This window comes from Flammeovirga sp. OC4 (assembly GCF_000812565.1).
Lineage (GTDB): Bacteria > Bacteroidota > Bacteroidia > Cytophagales > Flammeovirgaceae > Flammeovirga.
In genome coordinates, this window is the sequence record NZ_JTAM01000076.1 from 1 (window position 1) to 22,761 (window position 22,761).

Genomic DNA, 22,761 nt, shown 5'->3' on the forward strand with positions numbered 1-22,761 from the left:
AAGACCAATTCCTAAATTGAGCTTAATTAGTGTAAAATAGACATATTAAAAAGATAATCACAATGAAATAATAGAATTATCCTCCTATCAACGACACATTCAACTCATAAAAATTGTACAAATACAGATTTTTTTATTTAAACGAGAATCAAAATTTATGCAACCGATTTAAACACACCTCATCAATCAAAAAATAGACAATAACACTAATACAATTAATTTTGAGTCTGTAGCGATCAACATTATTGAGTTATATAAACACATAAATACAACCTCATAACACTGTTTACTTTACATTGCTTAAAATTTGTAAAAAAGATAAAACTATTGTAAAATTGCATAAATGAAAATGAAATAAATTCGATTTAACTCCTCAAAATACAGTCTATTAGAAACTAATTTATCGATTATCGTTTTTTAACAATTCTCGAAATTAGAACATATAATTACGTCAAAATGAATAGAAGTATCCGTAAACAACTCTTAGTTTAATACGATTTAGTGTATAAGATAATATGGCGGGTCCCTTGAATAGAAAATTTGTCTATAGTTCTATTCTGCTTCAGAGGAGTGTTTCTCTCCTCTGAGGTTCCCCAAGTCATTATTAGAGTAGAAACTCAGATACTCTTCAGTAAAAAAATTATAAAAAGAACTTTAAGTAAGTACACATTAATTAGAATAAGAAATTCAAAAAGAATAATTACAGTCTGCTGTTAATTATCCATACCTCTTGTAGGTCTTAAGCTTTGTAGGTCAAAGTCACTAATTAATTTGGCTCATTTTATGAGCGCGGGGACACTCTCCCGCCATACTTATAGACAAGCCTCCCAAGTATTTATCGTACATGGGGGGTCTTGTTAAGAAATTTTTAGTTTGCGATAGTATAGAATAATAACTACTGATTCAATCAAAAAAGGCTATTCTAATATTTAGAATAGCCTGATTTTTTATGCTCTAAAATTAAAATATCGTAACTGATTACAATATCCTCATTTTAGCCTTCACAAGAGATACATTCGTCTCCTGTTACATTCATTTGAGTTCTTAAAATACTCTCACTTCTTTGGTAGTAAAGCGTTTTTACACCTAAAGCATGAGCTTCTAACATTACTTTGTTGATGTCTTTTACAGGTGTAGTTGGAGGGAAATTCAAATTCAAACTTTGAGATTGATCTAAGTAAGTCTGACGTAACGCCGCTTGCTTTACAATCTGCAATTGATTGATTTCTTTGAAGGTCAAGAATAATTCCTTCTCTTCTGCTGTTAAACCTCCAATATTTTGAACAGAACCACCATCTGCTAAGATCTGCTTCCACACTTCTGGTGTATTCAAGCCTTTTTCATCAAGCAATGCTTCAAGGTTTTGATTCTTACGAGAGAAAGTACCTTTAGCCGAGTCCATTACATAGTAGTTACTTGCAATTGGCTCAATACCTGTACTGTAACCTCCGGCAATCAATGCATTGGAAGTCGTTGGAGCCACTGTCAACAAGGTAGTGTTTCTTCTACCGGTATCCATCATTACTTTTGGCTCACCATAAGCAGAAGCTAACTTTTCTGATGCTCTAACGGCTTGCTCTTTGATTTGTTTGAAGATGATTCTAGTCCAAGAATCTGCAGCAATACCAGCAAAAGGAATTTTCTTCTTCTGCAAGAAACTATGCCAACCTAAAACTCCTAAACCTAGTGCTCTATGGTTTTTCGCAAAGTTTACGGCTCTTTCCATGTGAGGAATGTCTTTTGCTTTCGCAATAAACTCTTCCATTACAGCATCTAAGAAGAAAATTGCCGTTTCCACAAGGTCAGTATCTTTCCACTCATCATATCTTACTAGGTTCAATGACGAAAGACAACATACGAATGATTCTTCTTCGTTAGATGGTAACATAATTTCTGAACAAAGGTTAGAAGCTTTGATTTCCATACCTTGATCTTTGTACCATCTTGGGCGCTGATTATTAGCGTTATCTTTGTAAAGGATGTAAGGAATACCTTTCTCAATTCTTGATTTGATGACTTTAGCCCAAACCTCTCTACTGCGTTGATCTCCTTCCCTTACCTTTTGGATAAAGTTATCAGAAACTGAAACACCCATAAAGATATTTTGGATGGACTTTCCTACATCTTTAATCGTCAAGAACTCATCAATATCACCATGCTCAACGTCAAGATAAGCAGCCAACATCCCTCTTCTTGTATTTCCTTGATTCGTACCGTTAATTACCGAATCAAACATTTCCAAGAATGGATAAACACCGTTACTTGTACCGTTATTTGTAATTTCGGATCCTCTTGGACGTACATCTGAAACGTTGATTGATGTACCTCCTCCGATTTTGGACATCATCATTACCTCACCCAAAGTACTACCAATACCCGCAATGCTATCTGGCACATAACTACCAAAGCAACTAATAGGCAATCCCCTTTCAGTACCCATGTTTGACCATACAGGTGATGCCGGACACAAATAGTTGTTCCATATTGCATCAAAAAATCTTTTCTCAAAGTCTGGCCTTTTCAAACGAGAAGCTGCCGCTTTTGCAATTCTTGTAACAGCATCACGTACATTTTCTCCTTCTAGAAGGTAACCGCTTTTTAAGGTTTGGAGCCCTTCATCAGTCATCCATTTTGGGTGTGAATCCAACTGAGAAGTCTCGATAGTCATGTTAATATCAGACATAAAATATTTAGAACTGAGGGTGGTAATATATTATAGTATTGAAGGTGCAAAAGGACGGTAAAAATCCTTTTACACTATGATATTTCTTCTGTAAGATTAGAATAAATCGTCTGCAGTTACAGATTGTGATTTCTTAGTATATTCCGTTGGTCTTACCGCAAAGAAGTCGTCATGAGCGTGACCGAATACCTCTTCGTCAAACCACTGCATTTCCTTCAATGCCTCTTGGTTTACTTCGAAAATAGGTTTTAAACCAATCTCGCTTAAGCTTCTATTTAAACGATCTCTCATAAAGTGAATCAGGTTCTCAAGAGGAAGGAAAGACATTTCTTCTTTTTCAAAAATGCCATTCAATAAACGAACCTCAACGTCATGAGAAATTTTTGCAGCTTCATAGATACGTTCTTGCAACTCAGGAGTATTCAACGCTGGGTATTCAGAAATTAAAGTATTGTATAACCACATCCCTGCACGCGCATGAGAGTTTTCATCTTTCGCACTCCATTTGATGATGTTTCCAATCCCTTTTAGTTGGTTTTTGAACTTTTTGAAGGATAGTAAAATCGCAAATTGAGAGAATAGGTTTACATTTTCAGTAAAGCAAGAGAAAATGGCAATACTTTGTAATAAGTCTGAAGGAGAAGGCTTTCCATTCTCATCTACAGCTACTTTTGAAAGCATTTCTAATCTTTCCATTGCCGTCTCATCTTCCAAAAACTCTTCGAAGTTATCTAGGTCTAGCAACTCATTCAGACGAGCGTAAGCAGAGGCGTGTCTTGCTTCATTTTCAGCAAACGTAATTGCCATTGCAGCAATTTCTGGTTTTGGGATAAACTGTCCGACTACACCCCAAAAATCATCCTGCACATTTGTTTCTGTTTGAGCAAAAGTCTTAAGGATATTTCCAATAACCTCACGCTCATTATCCGTAAGGTTTGTTTTAAATTGTTGAATATCAGCATCAAAATTCACTTCTGAATGAATCCAGAAAGTTTGATGAATAGCATCTATAAAATCCTGAGCCTGAGGATATTCAAAGGGTTTGTAAGCTACACGTTTATCAAGTAAGCTCATTTTTCATTTATTTTTCTTAGTACAACACACAAAGTGAAAAAACACTTAAATTTAAAGGCACTCCAAAAAACTAGAGTAAGTGGTTCCTACACAAAAAAACAAGCATTTCATTTTTTAGATGATAGGATACAGCTCCTTTTTTAAACCCGAAAAAGATTTCTGAGCTTATAAAGGCAGGTCTTCTGACTTGTATAATTCGGTGCTTCAACCTTCCCTTGATCATCTTTCAAAGTGGTTAAAAATAAAGCACTTCTCTCTACTTACAGCTGCGGGTACAGTATAGGATTTACACCTATTTCCCTTTTCACTCAAAGTATTTTAACACAACTTTGAGCACCTTTATTCTAGCAAATTAATGGTGTTTTGCGGAGTAATGCAAACTTTTAAGAGGTTCTTTTTTTTAAAAAATTTACACATTTTTTTCTTGAAATCTTCAATATAAAGCGCTATATAAAATTACAACGAGAGTTAAATATTATTGTACTTTTCAAAGAATACAAAAAGAAAAAATTTTGAATACAACTTTGTAACACTAGCGCTTATTCGTAGAAAGACAGCAATTTTTACAAAGGCAAATTTTCCAAAATGGGAACAAAATAATAAACTATAGTTAAATACGAATTGTTTTGTTGTTTGAACAAAAATAATGTAATTAGAATTACATATTAAAAAACTCTAAGCGTATTTAGTACACTATTGTATCTTTTTTACAATCACTAATAAGGTATTGATTTTTTCAAAAAATATTCCTGTGAGAAGGATTCTGTAAAAAATATTTTTCACCTCTAAAACGCTTCTCCAAATGTGAGATACAATCCCGAACTTCCATCCGGGCCCATACCATAATCTGCTCTTAATGTTGCTCGGTCATCTTTATTGATTAAAAGGCGTAGCCCTGCCCCTCCTGCAAATTTAAACTGATCAAAAAGGAAGGCATTCCAATTGGGAGCTACTTGTGCTGTCGAAAAAAATGCGGTGGCTCCAATTCGCCAGAATAGATGTTGCCTTACTTCACCTTGAAAAGCCATCATATGATGATCTCTAAACCGACCTTCATAAACTCCTCTCATCATCACTAAGCCTCCCATCAGCGATAACTCTCTAAAAGGGACATCACCATAAGTCTGATTGAGCAAACCTTGAAAAGCAACCACTGTATGATACGGCTTCTTCTTATTTAGGGAGAAATACTTTCTCATATCCAATTTGAAAGCACTAAAACTATAATCACTTCCCAACCAGCTACCATAGCTTTCCGCTCTAAATTCTATAAAATGTCCTTTTGTAGGGGCAAGTACAAAATCCCTTTTATCCCATTTGTACACTAACCCCAATCCAGAGTTTATTCCTCCTTTATAACCTGGAATTTCTTCTAAACTTCCTGTTCCATCTGCTCTCTTCTCAACACTGATATCCCAAAAGTTCACATACCTATATTGCAATCCGATAAACATTTTATCAGATAACTTTTTCAAAAATTGTTGTCTCCACTCCACCTTTGACCAATCCATCAACTGCTCATTTTCCATGGGTGTGTTATTTCCAATACCGTAATACTTTTCGGGGTATTTAGAATACTCCAAAGACCCTTCAAAAACCCAATCTTCATGATTCGTAAATAAAGTGTGCTCTAGTTTAAAGCGCATTTGATTTTCTAAGGTATAAAAACCAATGAAGTAAATATTGGAAGGTCTTGTATCAAAAGTCGCGTTTGCAGTTTTGAATTGATAGATACCCACTGCGCCGAACTCCCAACTCGTTTCTTGTGCATACGCAGGATATGGGAAAGCGGTAAATTGTGGTCTGTATAGGGTATCAAGTTCAGATTGTGCATGACCTTTTACAACGATAATAAGAAGTAAAAGCAGTATATAAAGTGGTTTGAAATTCATTTTTATATCAATATTACAGGTCTATTGTAGTCAATGTAGTAACTTTTCACGAAAGTGATTTTACTCAACAGTCAAATGATAGATCGCCAAAAATACTAATTTTTAACTGAAAGTAATTTATACTTGTACCTTCATGAAGTACCAAGCCCAAAATAAATCACAATTATATTTTAGCTTAGTACTTACTGTAAATAACTAATCTATTCATTATTGTAATATCAAACTCCATCAAAAATGAAAAAGTATATTTCTCTTCTTTTCATTCTTCTCTCCTTATCAAGCTGTCATTTCAACAAACTGTATCATTTAATGAAAAAAGGTGAATTGGTTTCGGAAGACCATCAAATCACTATCCCCTTTGAGACTCGAATGGGACTTATCATTATCAAAGTCATGATCAATGGGAAAAAGTATGATTTCCTCGTTGATACTGGAGCAATGAATGTCATTAGCATCAAAATGGCAAACGAATACCAATTCAAAAAGAAATATAAAATATCCGTTTCTGACTCTCAAAACAACAAACAAAATGCTTTCTTCTATGAAATCCCTGAACTTTTCATTGAAAACTTTTCCTTCAAAAACACTAACTGTATCGCTTTAGATATTTATGATGAAAAATTAAACTTCAAATGTTTAGGAGTGGATGGCATCATTGGGTCTAACTTAATGAAAGAAGGAATCTGGCAAATAGATTATCAAAAAGAAGAGATTACGATCTACAAAAATAATACACCTTTAGATCTTTCAACATACGATTCTATTCGCTTTTCAAATGATGATCAATTCAATCCAATCGTACCAATTAGCATTCATGGGGCAACATCCAAACTCAAAGTAGATACAGGAAGTAATGGATACCTGAGATTAAATGATAAGTACATGGAATCAGTTCTTAAAAAAGACAGTCTTGAATTTGTTACATCACAATATGGAAGTATTACTTCTGGTATTTTCGGTAAGGGTCAAAACCAAACGAAGAAATTTTATAAAGCAGACTCCCTATTACTAGGTGATTATTTGTGTCAAGATTTTATTATCGGTTTTCAAGAAAAAGGCTCTCATTTGCTAGGCAATAAATTCTTTGCTGACTATAACCTTGTTATCAATTGGCAAAAAAAGATGCTTTACATAAAACCTGTTGATGAGGTAATCTTTTATTCAGACAAACGTTTCCCTCTCTCAATTGATCGAAAGGATGATTTAAAAACATACTACATCAGAAGTATTTTTAATAATTATCAAGATAAACACGATAACATTACAGTTGGAGATACGGTGATTAGTATTAATCAAATTCCCACAAGCGATTTCACCTCTGATAGTTATTGTGAATTCTTACAAATACAAGAGAACAGTGATCGTTTAGATTTTGAATTTATTCATAATAACGATACTTTAAGCCACACTATTTTTAGTGAAGAACAATACCAGTAATTAGTCATGAATTTTATTGCCATTGATTTTGAAACTGCGAATGCCAAACGTACGAGTGCGTGTTCAATTGGGATTGTAGTAGTCGAAAACTACGAGATTGTAGATTCTCAACATCACCTGATTAAACCCTTACCAAACTACTATAATGCTATGAATATTGATATTCATGGCATTACACCTGAAATGACTGAAAGTGCACCTACTTTTGATCTAAGATGGAGTGAACTGCATCAATTACTCACCAAATATCCTCTTTTGGCACACAATGCTGCATTTGACTTTACCGTACTTAGAGATACACTTACAGCCTATCATCAACCTTTGCCTGATATAGAATTTTATTGTTCTCTAATACTTTCCAGAAAGGCATTGCCCAACCTTGATGGCTATGGGTTAAGTGCTCTGTCTGATCATTTTAATATCAAACTTGATCATCACAATGCAGAAAGCGATGCAAAAGCAGCAGCCATTATTGCATTGAAAATGCTAGAAATCCATGGTAGTGAATCTTTAGAAACGCTCACTGAAAAAATGGGAAGTAAACAAGGATTCATGAAAAGTAATGGCTCATTTCAAAACTTTGGCAATGGTAGACCTGTAAAAAAAAGGAAAACGTATCAATTCCAACCTCCCAAAAATCCTAACCCTAATCACCGCTTTTACAATAAACATGTTGTATTTACTGGAAAATTAAACGAGATCAATCGAAAAGAGGCAATGCAAAAAGTGGTCTCTGTAGGAGGAAAAGTATTCCCTGACATGTTGACACCTCAAACTGATTTTTTAGTAGTTGGACAACAGGACTTCAAGAAATATGGTGAAGGTTTTAAGTCTTCCAAATTAAAAACGGCTGAAAAATATAAAGAACAAGGCTACCCATTGTTTATAATGGGAGAAAATGAATTTTTACTATCCGTTGAATAAGAAGAGAACTACAGTTTTTCAAACCTCGTAAGGATTGTAGTTCTACCTCCTATTTTCACTATACCAACAACCTACCTGTTGTCAGTGGGATCATTTCATTATCTTGAATCACAAAAATTTTTTTATTGCGATAATAAATCGCAGTTTCTGGCAATTCTTCATGAGTTTCCTCTATACTTTTCAACACATACTTCTTATTGAATAATGAAAATTGAATAGGGGCCTCATTAAGATCAAAAAAGAAATTTTGAAGTAGTCCACTTCCCTCATTTTTGAAGATACATCTGTAATACATCGAATTGGGTTGGTTTAAGTTTGTAGTTTATGATACACAAAAAAAATTGTTAAAGAAGGACAATTCCGTAGTCATTCTTAGTGGTGCTTCAATTTAGTTTAATTTTTTATATAAATTTACCTTTCTGTCTAATAAATAAACGTTTCTATACGATGTTATCAAAAGTTCAACAGTCTTTTATGTTCCTTGTCGGCCTATTTCTCTTCTCATATTGCAATACGCCAAACCAACAAGTTGAAACGCTAAAGATTGCTACTTCTGCTAACATGCAGTTTGTAATGCGAGATTTAATACACTCTTTTGAACAAGAAAGTGGTATTGTCAGTGAAATTATTGTAGGTTCATCAGGAAAACTTTCTGCTCAAATTATCAATGGTGCTCCATATGATGTATTTGTTTCCGCAGATATGGTTTACCCTCAAGCCTTGAAAAAAGAAAACATAAATGCCTCCGATGTTATTCAGTATTCGGTAGGAAAGTTGGTAGTTTGGAGCAAAGAAAAACGTTTTCAGTTTGAGGAGATTGATGATGAATTTATTTCCAAAATCGCAATTGCAAACCCAAAAACTGCCCCTTATGGTAAAGCTGCATTAGAAGCTATCCAACATTCATTTAATAATACGCTTCAAAATAAGTTGGTATTTGGTGAAAGTATATCACAAGTCAATCAGTTTATTTTAGCTGACCAAGTAGACTTAGGTTTCAGTTCCATTTTTATTGTCAATGCTCCTCCCAATAAAAAACTTGGATTTTGGTCAGAAGTACCTGAACATTTGTATGCTCCAATTGCACAAGGGATGATCAGTATTAAAGGAAAACATGAGAAAGAAGCACAACAACTTCTTGATTTTATCATGAGTAATAAAGGTCAAGCAATCATTAAAAGTTACCATTGATATCATTACTTCTTTTATCTTTGAGTAATTTTTAGGACTTATGATAGACTGGACTCCATTTATATTGACATTAAAATTAGCATTGCTCACCACAATAATATTGTTTTGCATTGCTATACCTCTGGGTTATTTTCTATCAAAAAGGAAAAACATATTTACGATTTTCTTAGAGACGTTATTCGGCCTTCCTTTAGTACTACCTCCTACTGTATTAGGATTTTATATTCTTATCACATTGGGTAAAAATAGCCTAATAGGAGACTTTTTATCAGAGCATTTCGATATTCAATTAGTATTCTCATTTAGTGGGTTACTTATTGGGTCTATTATATACAGCTTCCCTTTTATGATCCAACCTCTACAAGCAGGTTTCTCCACCATTCCTGAAGACTTGATTCACGCTGCAAGGCTTATGGGTAAAAAAGAAATTACCATTCTTCTAAAAGTTGTTTTACCCAATATGAAAAGTGCAATATTAAGTGGATTGGTACTGACATTTGCACATACTATTGGTGAGTTTGGTGTAGTATTAATGATTGGTGGTAATATCCCCGACAAAACCAAAGTTGCCTCTATTGCCATATATGATTATGTAGAAAGTATGCAATACGATAATGCTCACGAATATGCATTCATATTGCTTTGCTTTTCATTTACAATACTTTTCCTGCTTTATTATTTTAACCGCAAGAATAATTTCAACCTCAAGTGATCAATATTAGCCTACATAAAAAAATCAATAAGAGTAAAGTTCAAAGTCAATTTCAATTAGAGTTTGATCTGGGAGATATTATTGGTATTACAGGACCTTCAGGCAAAGGGAAAACTACTTTTCTCAAAGTTATAGCAGGACTTATGGATTGCGAAGAAGGAAAAATTATTTTTAATGATACAATTTGGTTAGACACTTCATCAAAAATCCGACTCTCCCCACAAGAAAGAAATATTGGTTTTGTATTTCAGGATTATGCACTTTTCCCCAATATGAATGTCATTCAAAATATTGCATTTGCTCAAAATGGGCAATTCGAAAAAGGAGAATTGGAACGACTCATTGATGCATTTGAAATCAAAAGCTTACTAAAACAAAAAGTCAATACACTATCAGGTGGTCAGAAACAAAGAGTAGCGATTGCAAGAGCTTTGGTACAACTTCCTCATCTTTTATTGATGGATGAACCCTTTTCTGCTTTAGATTTTAGAGTGAAACAAAGAGTGATAAACTACATCAAGAGCTTTCAATGTAAGTACCATACCCCTATACTCATCAATACACATCAAATTCATGAATTAGAAGCATTAACCCAACATATTTATGAATTAAACGACTTCAAATTACAACTTCTTGATATGGATGCTACAATTCAAGTAAAAGCAATTGTTACCAAAATCAATATTGAAGAGCGAACTATGGAAGTTGAGCTTGATCGTAGAAACTACGTTTTACCCCTAAAAAAAGACATAGCATTAGGAGAACAAATTCAAATTTCTATTGACTAAGATTCATCAAAAGAAAAAAGCATGTTCAAAACTTCTTCATTATTAAAAACAAGCTCTAAACATGCTTTAATAAACCATACTATATTGGGTATTTGTATTAATCAGACCATCTAATTAATACTAGTGAAATCTTTGCTTTGTATTCTTAATTGGTTGATAAGCAAGCTAATTCATTTAATAATACACAAGAACTGATGATTTATTGTTTTTTGAACTACAAATTAAACTAAACTGCTATGTTTATTTCTTCTTCTTCATGGAAGCGATCTAATTGGTATTTCACAAATAGAGCTTCAATATCTTCTTCCTGAATTGGGTCGAAAGACATAAATAAAGGACGTTTAGTTAGATTTGAGCCAGATAAAATCATTACAGGATGTCCTGCTTTTAATAATTTCACCTTGTTTGAATTTAATGTGATACCCAAATCTCTTTTGAGAATAGAGCGCTTAGAAAGCTGTGCTATTAAAGAGTAATTTAGGGCATCATACACATACATTGTGGTCATAACATTATAGTTTGAATAAAGAGTGCTGCATTTTATAGTCTAGATAAATGTAATATTTATTGAAATCAAAACCAAATAAATTGACTTATGCAAGAGTTACATCGTTTTTCTTTATGAAAATTTATCATTCATTTTTAACAAATTGGTTTTTTAATTCATTGATTTAAGATTAAATTGAGTCGATAATTATAAAAACATTAATCTAGAAACTTCATGAAAGTAACCTACTTAGGCCACGCTTCTCTTCTGATTGAAACAGCAGGCAAAAAGCTAATCGTTGACCCATTTATTTCACCAAATGAGCTGGCTAAAGATATCAATATTGATGAACTAGAAGCTGATTATATCTTGATTACACATGGACATCAAGATCACGTGGTAGATGTGGAAGCCATTGCAGAAAGAACAGGTGCTACAATCATCTCAAACTTTGAAATAGTGTCTTACTACGGTGAAAAAGGGCTTAACGGACACCCAATGAACCATGGAGGTAAATTTACTTTCGATTTTGGCACATTAAAATACGTCAACGCTATTCATTCGAGTGTATTACCTGATGGTACTTATGCAGGTAACCCAGGTGGTTTTGTACTTTGGAATAAGGAAGGAAAAATTTACATTGCGGGTGATACTGCATTAACAATGGATATGAAACTAATCCCTGCAACATGCGGTGATCTTGATCTTGCAATTTTACCAATTGGAGATAACTTTACAATGGGTTATGAGGATGCTAAAATTGCAGCTCAATACTTAGAGTGCAATACAATCATGGGTTATCATTATGACACCTTCCCTCCTATAAAAATCGATAAAGCAGCAGCTACTCGATATTTTAAACAATCTGAAAAATCACTCCTATTACCTAACATAGGAGAAACAGTTGATATAGATACAGTCTAGTTAGATATCATTTAAAACCTTTGCTTCATTGATGTTCATGATGAGGTAAAGGTTTTAAAACCACCACTCCGACTTAAGCCCAAGGTAATTCCCCACACTTCCTGAATTTTCTGCTTCATAATACTGAGAAAGCCCATACTTTTTAACCACATCATTGTATACTGCAATAGAATACACCAAACGGATATGTGGCCTTGCCATTAAACTTCGCTCACCTGAAGGAACATACACTGGAGCAATCGTAAATTTATTCATCTGCCCTAGACCTGGTGTAAAGCCTGTCAAGCCCTGAGAATACTCCTGAAAATCACGCATTTGAAAATTATATTCCAACATGAGTTGTAGTTTATCTGATAAATAAATCATAGGCCGAAAACCAATAGATAAATCCCATTTTTCATTAGGCCTATTGTCTGCAACAAACACTGGTGTAGTCGCACCCATAGCATATCGAAAAACACCATACCCCATTAACCCCCAATACTTATTGATATCATATACAAAGTTTTCAGTAATATTAATTCCATAAGCTCCATCATAACGTCCTTTGATGTTTGGATTACCGAAATTGATAAAGGAACGAGAAGACCACCCATCATCACCTGGTCCATTGGCTATTCTTGCACCAAATCGTATAGAGGAATGATTTAAGAAATTATCTTTCTGATACATGTGCATCACCCCTAATAACCAGCCATAATCACTGATTTCTTCAACAATAAATTGAGGTTCTGTTAGTGAATCTTTACCCGTAAAATGGTATTCACCCATAAAATTAAAGGTATGGTTAGGGTTTAAATGCCAACGGTGTTGTAATGAAATCACATGCTTTTGTCTACCATCATCATAATTGGAATCTCCATAAGGGTTGCCTGGCTGATCTTGAACTACTAATGCTTTAATCAGTGAAATTGTGGTAGTACCAATCGTCAAACCAAAGCCTTGACCTGTTAAGTTATTGAATTGCCAGTAATCGGCCATATCAATGTTCTTATCTCTAAAGTACTTGCTTCCTACCCATAAATGAATTGGAATGTTGTATAAAGTATCGGTAATATCTAAAAAGACTTCTACAAAATTGGTTTTTGTATCATTGGCGATAAAAGTATTGTTCCCGGAAAAGGACTGTGTTGTAAGTTGAAATTGTATTTTGGGAGCATCTTCCTTCATATCTAATAACCGATGAATATTGGTTACTCCCGTTAATTCAATGTAATCATTCTCTTCTAGTCTCCCCCCTAAAGCCCCTTGATTGGAGAGGTTTAATCGAGCTCCTACTTTATCTCCATCTAATGAAGAAGATATACCTACCCTGCCATAAGTATGAAATTCAAATGTTTTCTGTGCAGAAAGCGGAGTGCTGAAAATTGAAAAGATGGCAAAAAGTAGTAGTAAGTTTTTATACATAGGTGCGATGAGAGAAATTAGTCTAAACAAAAACAAGAGAAGCCTTACAATAAAGCTTCTCTTATAAAGATATGTTTTAAAAATCAAAAAGTAGCAATGCTTTCATTTAATCTGAAAGACTAATTCATATTTTTAGTTGAGTGTTTAATTTGTTCCAATATTTTGTAATTATTTTTTGTTCTAAAAATTAAAGGTGTAAATGTTGATTTTAGACATTTGATAGAATATGATTTAAGCGATAGACTGAGAATCTGGATCTGTTGTTCTATTATTTAAACTTTCGAAAACAGAGTGCAATTGTTTCATCGCATCAACAAATTCAATTCCTTCTCCTTGATCATTAATGAAAGAAACTTTCTTGGTCTCCAATAAATCTAAGCGATAAACAGGGTCAAGAGCTATAAAGTCTTTCACATCCATCAGATTATAACCTTTCTCAGAAATTTTAACGGAAACATATCTTACTTTCTGTTCTTCTTCTACGTCATAGAATTCGACAGGCATCGATCTCCCCATCAACATACCTTTGATCTCTTGCTCTGGACTTACTCTTAAACCATAGAACACTTTAATCAATTTAAACATTGCGATGGACACAATTACGGTGAAAGTAACACATACTTCTATACCAATCATTTGTATTAGCAACTGTTCCCATCTAGGAAGAATCAATAATTCTTGTTTTCCGAAAAGGGCTACACACAATGTACCGAAAATACCTCCAAATCCGTGTACAGGAATCGCCCCCACAGGGTCATCCACTTTAAATACTTTAAGCATCAAATCGTAACCGACATTATGAATAACACCGGATACCAATCCAATGATCAATGAAGACATTGGCGATACAACATTACAACATGCCGTAATTGCTACTAAACCAGTCAATGCTCCTCCCATCATTTTCTCAATGAGATCACCTCTATCTTGGAAAAAATAGCAATAAAAGAAGGCCGAAAAACAAGCAGAGGCACCCGCTACATTGGTATTAAGTATAATCTCAAAAACATCTGATGTAAAAGTTAGTGTACTACCACCATTAAAACCCCACCAGCCAATCCAAAGTAACATCACACCCAAAATACTATAAGAGTAATCCGATGCTTTCATATTCTTTGGTTTACCTTCGTGATCAAAACGACCAATACGCGGTCCCACCATGATCATACCTACCAAACCAACACATGCTCCTACTGTATGCACTACAGTTGAGCCTGCAAAATCCATAAATCCCATATTAGCTAACCAAGCCATATTGTTATTATAGAAGAGGTTTCCCCAAGCCCAGTGTCCAAAAACAGGGTAGATAACAATTGCTGTTACTAAAGAACCTATAAAATAAGGTACAACTCCCGTTCTACCTGACATAGCCCCCGAAACAATAGTTAGTGCGGTACCCGCGAAAACAAGTTGAAATAGAAAAAACACAATACCAGGGATAGTTAAATCGCCATTGTGTAGATTTTGTCCTACAAATAGGTCTGGCTCAAAACCGATAATTCCAAGATAAGATTTCCCAAACATGAACCCAAAACCTACCAAAAAGAAGCCTAAAACTCCTGCAACTAAATCCATCAAGTTTTTACTTCCGACACTTGATCGATGTTCTTTTTGTACTAAACCAGTCTCTAAAGTTTTGAACCCTGCCTGCATTAAAAAAACTAGAAATGCCGACAATAAAACCCATAGTGTATCTGGAATATTGAAAGATTCTGCATTGACAGTTTCTGTAGCCAATAATGTTGTAGGTAAAAATAAGAAAATGCTAATTGTAGTTACGGTGAAATATAACATAAGAGTAAATTTTGGTTGTCAGTCTGCTAGTTAATAAGAGCTCTATAAAAACATCGCACATTTTTATGTACTTCAAAATTAGATGATTAGAGTCGTAATTGTAAATTATAATGTGAAAATATAAGCAAAACTGCTAAAAAACAGGAAGTTAATACCATAAATTGCAGGTTATATAAAGGAATAAATTAATTATTTATTTTATTATTAAGGATAAAAATAACAACACATAAACACCTTTAGTTTATAACTCTCAAACACTACCTTTCAGTAGGTAATTTGTTAGAAAAATAGTGATCAAAAAAAATGCACTTTCAACAAGAATCAAAGCATATTAAAACCAAAAAAATGAAATAAAAAAGCAACCACAAAACGAATTATGGTTGCTTAGAAATGTATGCTTATTAAGAAGAAAAAACTTACAGTACTATGCTGCCGTCTCTTGCTCTTGTTTTCCTTTTAAGTAATTTTTCAACTGCTTCATCGCATCAATTAATGGCACTGGCTCACCGTGTTCATCAATAAAAGACACCTTTTTCGCATCGATCAGTTCAGTTCTATACAACGGATCCAAACCTGCAAAATCACTCATATTCAAAAGGTTATAACCTTTTTCAGAAACTTGCATCGATACATATCTTACTTTTTGTTTTGAATCATCTTGATAGAATTCTTCAGGCATTTGTCTACCCATCAACATTCCTTTCAATTCTTGCTCAGGTGAAACTCTCAAGCCATAAGATACTTTTATTATTCTAAACATGATTATTGAAATCACTACAGTAAATGTCAAGCATACTTCAATCCCAATCGTTTGAATTAAAAGTTGCTCCCATCTTGGTAAATTAAGTAACTCCTCCTTTCCGAAAAGAGCCACACACAACGTACCAAATATACCCCCAAAACCATGAACTGGAATAGCTCCTACAGGATCATCTAATTTGAATACTCTTAAAATTAAATCAAAAGCTAAATTATGAACAATACCCGACAACAAACCAATGATCAAAGCACTTAATGGAGAGACTACATTACAACATGCAGTAATTGCCACTAAACCGGTCAAAGCACCTCCAATCATTTTCTCGATTAACTCACTTCTATCTTGAAAGAAATAACAGAAGAAGAAAGCGGAGAAACATGCAGCTGCACCTGCTAGGTTTGTATTTAAGATAATTTCAAAAACATTGTAATTGAATTGCAGTGTACTACCTCCATTAAAGCCCCACCATCCAATCCAAAGCAGCATTACACCCAAAATACTATAAGAGTAGTCTGAAGCTTTGATGTTTTTAGGCTTTCCATTTTTATCAAAACGACCAATTCTTGGTCCTACCATAATCATCCCCACTAAACCAACACATGCTCCTACTGTATGTACTACTGTTGAACCCGCAAAATCCATGAAGCCCATTTCAGCTAACCAAGCATAGTTATCTTCGTAAAACAAATTACCCCAAGCCCAATGTCCAAAGATTGGATAAATTACAATAGCTGTAATCAAGGAACCGATAAAATAAGGGAAAACACCTGTTCTACCAGACATTGCTCCAGAAACAATAGTAAGTGCAGTACCTGCAAATACCAATTGGAAAAGGAAAAATACTACACCAGGGATTTGTTGGTCACCATTGTTAAAATTTTGCCCTAAAAATAAATCAAGGTCAAAACCAATAATACCAAAATACGATTTACCGAACATCAAACTGAATCCGATAAGAAAGAAGCCTAATACACCCGCTACCAAGTCCAATAGGTTTTTACTTCCCACACTAGAACGGTGCTCTTTTTTTACTAGACCTGTTTCCAGTGTTTTAAAGCCGGCCTGCATCAATAATACAAGGACTGCTGAAAATAAAACCCATAGTGTATCCGTCACATTGAAGGAAGCCAGAGGAGAAGTTTCATTTGCTAATAATAATGTAGGTGAAAACAATATTGCAAATGTTAAGATGAAATATAACATTGAAGTAAAATTTGTTGTCTGTTTGTTGTTAGTAAATCAAGATGCGTACTAATAAAAATTCGCACTTAATTGATGACTACAATAAAAGGTAAATAAATCTATATTATCAAGAAAATACACCTATTTGTTTTAATAATTATATAAAACCACCCACATTTTAATTAATTATTACCATTAAACACCCATTAAAAATATAAATATCACAAACAAAAAACGATTTCATTTCGAAAAATCAAACTCTCCTTTTGTTTCTTTTCTATCTATATCACAAAAAATTAGGCACAAAAAAACCATCAAAAATGATGGCAAAAAAATAGTTTTTTCAATGTCGGTTCGCTTAAGCTAATGCTTCTTCTAAAGAATCCATTAATGCTTTTGCTACGCTTCTAGGTTTTTTGGATTTTAAATCTGCCAGAACATCTTTAGCCTCTGCAACTTTTTGGTAAACACCATCAGGGTTTCCGTCATTCTTGAAACTTCCTAACACCCAAGTTAAGTCGTTTACTTGTTGATCGTACTCTCCTTTCTTGTTTAACTTCGTTAATTTGTCAAGTGCAGCTTCTGCGGCAGCAACTATTTTACTTTGGCTCATGATAATTGTTTTAAATGCAATAGATATAATTTTTTGTATCATTAACACAACAAAAATAGAAGTTATTCGATCACTTTGCAAATATTAGCACATAATAAACTATAGGTATTACTCAATTTCATTAAATGTATATAGAACAATTTAATTGATAATTCAAAATAAACAACAACAATAATCGACTTTTAATTAATTTTTATTTGTTTAGTGAATACACTTTTATATAAAATAATTTACAAATTTAGTATTTCGTATTTCATGAAATATTTATGAAAAAAATCACACAATAAATGAAAAGAGTCAAAATAAATTCAATCAATTAAGACACTAATAGTCAATTGAATAAAAAAAGTGATTAATGTCAATTGGAATATTAACATTAATCACTTCAGCTTTTAGAGCGTATTATCGATAAATCTCGATAACGTTTTCATTAATATACTCTATATTCTATCCCTTCTAAACGGTCTAAATCATTTAGAAGCTCAGTAGACGGATCTACTTTATAACTTTTAGAGAATAGATTCACCACCATATTGTCTTCTCTTGAGATCACCTCTAGAGACATTTCTCTTGTTCCTTTGTGATCTTCTACAATATTGACTAGCTCCATAATGGTATCATCATTGAGTACCGCCACATCTACTGATAAATCAATCCCTTTACAAAAGTGGTCTTTTACAGAAGATAAGGCCATAATCTTTTTAGGATTTACCTCCCACTGTCCCGGTGTACGATAGTTTTCTTTTACTTGACCCATCACGCAAACGAAATCTCCTTCATTAAAGAAGTGACGGTTTTTGTTGAAGTTTTCACCGAACATTGCCATCTGATGGGTCTGTTCGTAGTCTTCAACCGTCAAAATACCGAATTTATTTCCGTTTTTACTTTCAAGGATTTTCGCTTCAGTAATCATACCACCAATCTTGATTTCTTGCTGTTTGTGTAAATCAACGTGTTTGATAGGAATACAGAAGTTCTCCAATTCCATTCGGTACATATCTAATGGGTGTCCTGAAATAAAGAAACCTACGACTTCCTTCTCAAAACGCAACTCCACCAATTTCGACCAAGGTTCTAATTGGGGTAATTTTGGAGGAGGAACAGACCCGCCTGTACTTGCACCAAACAATGAAGCTTGTGCAGACATTTTATCCGCTTGCACTCTGTTGCCATACCTTAATAATAAGTCAATCCCTGAGAACTTCTCCCCTTCTGGAATATGGAAATACTGCGCTCTATGGAATTCATATTCATCAAATGAACCTGCATAGGCTAAACTTTCCATTACCTTTCTATTTACCGCTTTGAGGTTGACCCTTTCCACAAAATCAAAAATAGATTCATAAGGTTTTTCTTGTCTTCCTTCAATAATGGCGTTAATTGGACCAGTACCAATTCCTTTTACAGCTCCTAATCCAAAACGAATCGCACCGTCTGCGTTTACTGAGAATTTATACTCGGATTCATTAATATCTGGCCCTAAAACCGGAATGCCCATATGACTACATTCTTCCATGAAGAATGTCACCTTCTTAATGTCACTCATGTTGTGCGTTAAGACGGATGCCATATATTCCGCAGGATAATTCGCTTTCAAATATCCTGTATGGAAGGCTACTACTGAATAACAAGTAGAGTGAGACTTGTTAAAGGCATAAGCGGCAAAAGCTTCCCAGTCCGTCCACACTTTTTCGAGTGCTTTCTGATCATGACCATTGGAAGTACCCCCTTCAATAAATTTAGGCTTCAATTGCTCCAGCAAGGCAAAGATTTTCTTACCCATGGCCTTACGAAGCATATCGGCTTCACCTTTTGTAAACCCTGCCAATGATTGAGACAACAACATTACTTGCTCTTGGTAAACCGTAATACCGTAAGTCTCGGCAAGGTATTCATCCATTTTATCAATGTCATACACAATCTCTTCATCACCGTGCTTACGGGCAATAAAGTTTGGAATGTATTCCAAAGGACCTGGACGGTACAAGGCGTTCATGGCAATTAAGTCACCAAAAACGTCGGGTTTTAGTGCTCTTAAGTGCTTCTGCATACCAGCGGATTCAAACTGGAACGTACCGTTTGTTTCCCCTCTCTGGTATAGTTCATATGTTTTACGATCATCCAACGGAATATCATCAGGATCGATGTCAATTCCATGACGTTGTTTGATCAGTTTTATGGCATCTTTGATAATGGACAAAGTTCTTAAACCTAAGAAGTCCATCTTCAGCATTCCTGCATTTTCTACAACGGAGTTATCAAACTGCGTCACCAGAAGATCTGCATCCTTGGCGGTAGTTACCGGAATAAATTTGGTGATATCATCTGGCGTAATGATTATACCACAGGCGTGAATACCAGTATTTCTTACAGAACCTTCTAATACTCTGGCCGTATTGATCACCTCTCCTTCTAAAGTTCCATGCTCTTCGGAAATAGCCTTCAACTGATTGGCCATTTCCATTTGCTCACTGTTCAATTTGCCTTGCAATTGCTCATCAGACATTCCAAACAGCTTTTTCAGCTTCATATCCGGTACCAGTTTTGCCAGACGATCTGAATCAGAGAGTGGCAAATCCATCACACGAGCGGTATCTTTAATCGAAGATTTTGCCGCCATAGTACCATAAGTGATAATATGAGATACTTGATTGAAACCATATTTATCAACTACCCAGTTGATAATTTTTTGTCTACCTTCGTCATCAAAGTCAATATCAATATCGGGTAAGGATACACGATCAGGATTCAAGAATCTCTCAAATAGTAAGTCGTATTTGATCGGGTCAACGTTGGTAATACCAATAGCATAGGCTACGGCGGATCCCGCTGCTGATCCACGACCAGGACCTACGGATACCCCCATATTTCGGGCTTCCGTTGTAAAATCCTGTACAATCAGGAAGTAACCTGGATAACCCGTGTTCTCGATGGTCTTCAATTCGAAATCTAAACGTTCGCGAATGTCATCCGTAATGACTCCATACCTCTTTTCAGCACCCACATACGTAAGGTGTCTTAAGAAAGCATTCTCTCCTCTTTTCCCTCCATCTTTTTCATCTTCAGGATCTACAAATTCCTCTGGAATATCGAAAGCAGGCAAGAGGACATCACGAGCTAGTTTATAAGATTCTATTTTGTCTACAATTTCCTGCGTACATTCAATCGCCTCGGGTAAATCGTAGAATAATTCTTTCATTTCATCCGCAGACTTAAAGTAGAATTGATTGTTAGGGAAACCAAAACGATACCCTCTACCTCTACCAATTGGTGTTGATTTTTTCTCACCATCTTTTACACACAATAAGATATCGTGGGCATCTGCTCCTGCCTCATCTATATAATAGACATTATTGGCAGCGAAATATTTTACATTGTACTTTTCTGCAAAACGAAGCAACACTTCATTGACGTGATCTTCCTCTTCTAATCCATGACGACACAATTCAATGTAAAAATCATCTTGGAAATTCTCCAACCACCAAACAAACTCTTGTTCTGCTTGCTCTTCACCAACATTCAGAATAAGATTATTTACCGGTGATTGCAAACCACCAGTTGTTGCGATTAGATCCCCTTTGTATTGCAGTAAAAGCTCCTTATCAATACGAGCATACGTACCATCTCTATCTGTATAGGCTCCATCAATAAAACCTTGGGAAGAGAGTTTGGCTAAATTATGATACCCGTCTTTATTTTTTGCGATCAATACCTGAGATGATCTTCTATCCGGATCATCACGTGTAAACTTTCGCTTTTTATGGTCTTTTACTAAATAAACTTCGCAACCCACAATTGGCTTTAATTCCGCTTTCAACACATCCCTTACGAAGTGGTAAGCAGTATACATATTGCCATGATCTGTCAAACAAACGGCGTCGCAACCATCTGCCTGAGATTTAGCCACCAAATCTCCAATTGTACAAGTAGCTCTAAGAATAGAAAATTGTGTATGGGTATGCAGGTGGGTAAACTTGACATCTTTCAGTCTAGCAAGACCTTCTTCTTTACTTACATTACCTCTACCTAAATCTTTGGATTTATTCTTAAAGGCAAAGTTGGCTTCATCTAATTCAGGAGCTTCATAAATGACAGCTTCAACGGCAACATCATTGATCGGTGTCACAACACCATGCTCAATCAAGCCAAAGAAACAGCGTGCAGTTGCGTCAACGTCATAAGCGGCATCGTGGGCATCTGCAAAAGGAACACCAAAAAGTTTATTATGAAGTTCAGTAAGTGAAGGAGATTTAAACTTTCCACCTCTACCGCCGGGCAATGCACAGAAATCAGTGGAAGTGATCATGGTATCAATCACCTCTACTTCCTGAATTTTACTTTCGAGGTCTACACGAATAAATTCAGCACCTGTTACATTGATATCAAACTGAAGGTTATGACCTACTTGACGGTCTGCCTTCGCTAAATCAATACGAAACTCTTCTAATACCTCCTTTAGGTCATGACCATGCTCCAATGCGTGATCCGTCGTAATACCATGGACTTTTGTTGCATTAAAGGGTATCGTATAGCCATCCGGCTTAACAATCAAGTTTTGAGCTTTGATCAATTTACCATGGTCATCATGAAGTTGCCATGCCAATTGAACCACTCTTGGCCAGTTGTCAAGATCGGTAAGGGGTGCATTAAAATTTTTCGGTAAACCAGTGGTTTCCGTATCGTATATGATATATGCCATTGCGGAGTTTTATCTAATTCAGTTTACAAAAATAGTAAAGTTATAAGAAGAATTCAGTAAATAAATCTAATTAATATGTAACTTCTCTGATAGAAATATGTTCCTTTGCGTCCTGTTTTAAACCACTCCTTTTTTATAAGGTTTTTTATTAGGTACCTGGAATAAAGTAAATGGTAAAATTATCTTATCTTTTT

The 22,761-nt window shown here is 34.8% G+C and carries 16 protein-coding genes and 1 riboswitch; of the genes, 6 read left to right on the plus strand and 10 right to left on the minus strand.

The features are described 5' to 3' along the window. Positions 1 to 994 precede the first annotated feature (994 nt). The 3 genes from PL77_RS25170 to PL77_RS25180 form a co-directional block, all read right to left on the minus strand. A complete protein-coding gene (locus PL77_RS25170; RefSeq protein ID WP_156152535.1) occupies positions 995 to 2,668 on the minus strand; it encodes a ribonucleoside-diphosphate reductase subunit alpha in 1,674 nt (557 codons plus the stop codon). A gap of 111 nt (positions 2,669 to 2,779) precedes the next feature. Then, positions 2,780 to 3,757 (minus strand): ribonucleotide-diphosphate reductase subunit beta, encoded by a 978-nt coding sequence (locus tag PL77_RS25175; RefSeq protein ID WP_044211568.1) that lies wholly within the window; start codon positions 3,755 to 3,757, stop codon positions 2,780 to 2,782. 154 nt (positions 3,758 to 3,911) lie between these two features. Further along, a riboswitch (cobalamin riboswitch) is annotated at positions 3,912 to 4,113 on the minus strand. Positions 4,114 to 4,542: 429 nt separating this feature from the next. Next, positions 4,543 to 5,649: a BamA/TamA family outer membrane protein gene (locus tag PL77_RS25180; RefSeq protein ID WP_052444715.1), complete on the minus strand. Its 1,107-nt coding sequence runs from the start codon at positions 5,647 to 5,649 to the stop codon at positions 4,543 to 4,545. Positions 5,650 to 5,883: 234 nt separating this feature from the next. Between PL77_RS25180 and PL77_RS25185 the strand changes: the two genes are divergently transcribed. Together PL77_RS25185 and PL77_RS25190 are read left to right on the plus strand one after the other, a co-directional pair. Beyond that, a complete protein-coding gene (locus PL77_RS25185; RefSeq protein ID WP_082026723.1) occupies positions 5,884 to 7,086 on the plus strand; it encodes a retropepsin-like aspartic protease in 1,203 nt (400 codons plus the stop codon). A 6-nt stretch (positions 7,087 to 7,092) separates the two neighbouring features. Next, a complete protein-coding gene (locus tag PL77_RS25190; RefSeq protein ID WP_044211570.1) occupies positions 7,093 to 8,010 on the plus strand; it encodes an exonuclease domain-containing protein in 918 nt (305 codons plus the stop codon). Positions 8,011 to 8,068: 58 nt separating this feature from the next. Here PL77_RS25190 and PL77_RS25195 read toward each other — a convergent pair whose 3' ends face one another. Beyond that, on the minus strand, positions 8,069 to 8,305 hold the full coding sequence (locus PL77_RS25195) for a hypothetical protein (RefSeq protein WP_044211571.1): 237 nt from the start codon (positions 8,303 to 8,305) through the stop codon (positions 8,069 to 8,071). 152 nt (positions 8,306 to 8,457) lie between these two features. On the opposite strand from PL77_RS25195, the gene modA reads away from it, so the two are divergent. From modA to PL77_RS25210, 3 genes are read left to right on the plus strand one after another with little or no spacing between them, the layout of a single operon-like run. After that, a complete protein-coding gene (modA, locus tag PL77_RS25200; protein ID WP_082026724.1) occupies positions 8,458 to 9,201 on the plus strand; it encodes a molybdate ABC transporter substrate-binding protein in 744 nt (247 codons plus the stop codon). A 40-nt stretch (positions 9,202 to 9,241) separates the two neighbouring features. Next, complete coding sequence (modB, locus tag PL77_RS25205) at positions 9,242 to 9,913, plus strand: molybdate ABC transporter permease subunit (protein ID WP_044211572.1); 672 nt, start codon at positions 9,242 to 9,244, stop codon at positions 9,911 to 9,913. Then, on the plus strand, positions 9,910 to 10,701 hold the full coding sequence (locus tag PL77_RS25210) for an ATP-binding cassette domain-containing protein (RefSeq protein WP_052444717.1): 792 nt from the start codon (positions 9,910 to 9,912) through the stop codon (positions 10,699 to 10,701). The genes modB and PL77_RS25210 overlap by 4 nt, the downstream gene beginning before the upstream one ends. Positions 10,702 to 10,927: 226 nt before the next feature. On the opposite strand, the gene PL77_RS25215 is transcribed toward PL77_RS25210, so the two are convergent. Continuing rightward, the gene (locus PL77_RS25215) at positions 10,928 to 11,209 is read right to left on the minus strand and encodes a hypothetical protein (protein ID WP_156152536.1); all 282 of its coding nucleotides are present in this window, start codon (positions 11,207 to 11,209) and stop codon (positions 10,928 to 10,930) included. A gap of 213 nt (positions 11,210 to 11,422) precedes the next feature. Here PL77_RS25215 and PL77_RS25220 point away from each other — a divergent pair, with 213 nt between their 5' ends. Then, positions 11,423 to 12,112, plus strand: coding sequence for a metal-dependent hydrolase (locus tag PL77_RS25220; protein ID WP_044211574.1), 690 nt, complete (start codon positions 11,423 to 11,425; stop codon positions 12,110 to 12,112). A 54-nt stretch (positions 12,113 to 12,166) separates the two neighbouring features. Here the strand turns inward: PL77_RS25220 and PL77_RS25225 are convergent, their stop codons facing one another. The 5 genes from PL77_RS25225 to dnaE form a co-directional block, all read right to left on the minus strand. After that, the gene (locus tag PL77_RS25225) at positions 12,167 to 13,519 is read right to left on the minus strand and encodes a carbohydrate porin (protein WP_044211575.1); all 1,353 of its coding nucleotides are present in this window, start codon (positions 13,517 to 13,519) and stop codon (positions 12,167 to 12,169) included. Between the two features lie 231 nt (positions 13,520 to 13,750). Further along, a complete protein-coding gene (locus PL77_RS25230; protein WP_052444718.1) occupies positions 13,751 to 15,313 on the minus strand; it encodes an ammonium transporter in 1,563 nt (520 codons plus the stop codon). Positions 15,314 to 15,737: 424 nt separating this feature from the next. Then, positions 15,738 to 17,276: an ammonium transporter gene (locus PL77_RS25235; protein ID WP_052444719.1), complete on the minus strand. Its 1,539-nt coding sequence runs from the start codon at positions 17,274 to 17,276 to the stop codon at positions 15,738 to 15,740. Positions 17,277 to 17,613: 337 nt separating this feature from the next. Continuing rightward, a complete protein-coding gene (locus tag PL77_RS25240; protein ID WP_044211588.1) occupies positions 17,614 to 17,868 on the minus strand; it encodes a hypothetical protein in 255 nt (84 codons plus the stop codon). A gap of 430 nt (positions 17,869 to 18,298) precedes the next feature. Continuing rightward, positions 18,299 to 22,567, minus strand: coding sequence for a DNA polymerase III subunit alpha (gene dnaE, locus PL77_RS25245; RefSeq protein ID WP_044211576.1), 4,269 nt, complete (start codon positions 22,565 to 22,567; stop codon positions 18,299 to 18,301). Positions 22,568 to 22,761 lie beyond the last annotated feature (194 nt).

Coding starts and splice junctions, on each gene's coding strand:
- PL77_RS25185 (WP_082026723.1), top strand. CDS start 5,884: ATGAAAAAGTATATTTCTCTTCTTTTCATTCTTCTCTCCTTATCAAGC.
- PL77_RS25215 (WP_156152536.1), bottom strand. CDS start 11,209: ATGACCACAATGTATGTGTATGATGCCCTAAATTACTCTTTAATAGCA.
- PL77_RS25175 (WP_044211568.1), bottom strand. CDS start 3,757: ATGAGCTTACTTGATAAACGTGTAGCTTACAAACCCTTTGAATATCCT.
- modB (WP_044211572.1), top strand. CDS start 9,242: ATGATAGACTGGACTCCATTTATATTGACATTAAAATTAGCATTGCTC.
- PL77_RS25195 (WP_044211571.1), bottom strand. CDS start 8,305: ATGTATTACAGATGTATCTTCAAAAATGAGGGAAGTGGACTACTTCAA.
- PL77_RS25230 (WP_052444718.1), bottom strand. CDS start 15,313: ATGTTATATTTCACCGTAACTACAATTAGCATTTTCTTATTTTTACCT.
- PL77_RS25190 (WP_044211570.1), top strand. CDS start 7,093: ATGAATTTTATTGCCATTGATTTTGAAACTGCGAATGCCAAACGTACG.
- PL77_RS25235 (WP_052444719.1), bottom strand. CDS start 17,276: ATGTTATATTTCATCTTAACATTTGCAATATTGTTTTCACCTACATTA.
- PL77_RS25225 (WP_044211575.1), bottom strand. CDS start 13,519: ATGTATAAAAACTTACTACTACTTTTTGCCATCTTTTCAATTTTCAGC.
- PL77_RS25220 (WP_044211574.1), top strand. CDS start 11,423: ATGAAAGTAACCTACTTAGGCCACGCTTCTCTTCTGATTGAAACAGCA.
- PL77_RS25240 (WP_044211588.1), bottom strand. CDS start 17,868: ATGAGCCAAAGTAAAATAGTTGCTGCCGCAGAAGCTGCACTTGACAAA.
- modA (WP_082026724.1), top strand. CDS start 8,458: ATGTTATCAAAAGTTCAACAGTCTTTTATGTTCCTTGTCGGCCTATTT.
- dnaE (WP_044211576.1), bottom strand. CDS start 22,567: ATGGCATATATCATATACGATACGGAAACCACTGGTTTACCGAAAAAT.
- PL77_RS25180 (WP_052444715.1), bottom strand. CDS start 5,649: ATGAATTTCAAACCACTTTATATACTGCTTTTACTTCTTATTATCGTT.
- PL77_RS25170 (WP_156152535.1), bottom strand. CDS start 2,668: ATGACTATCGAGACTTCTCAGTTGGATTCACACCCAAAATGGATGACT.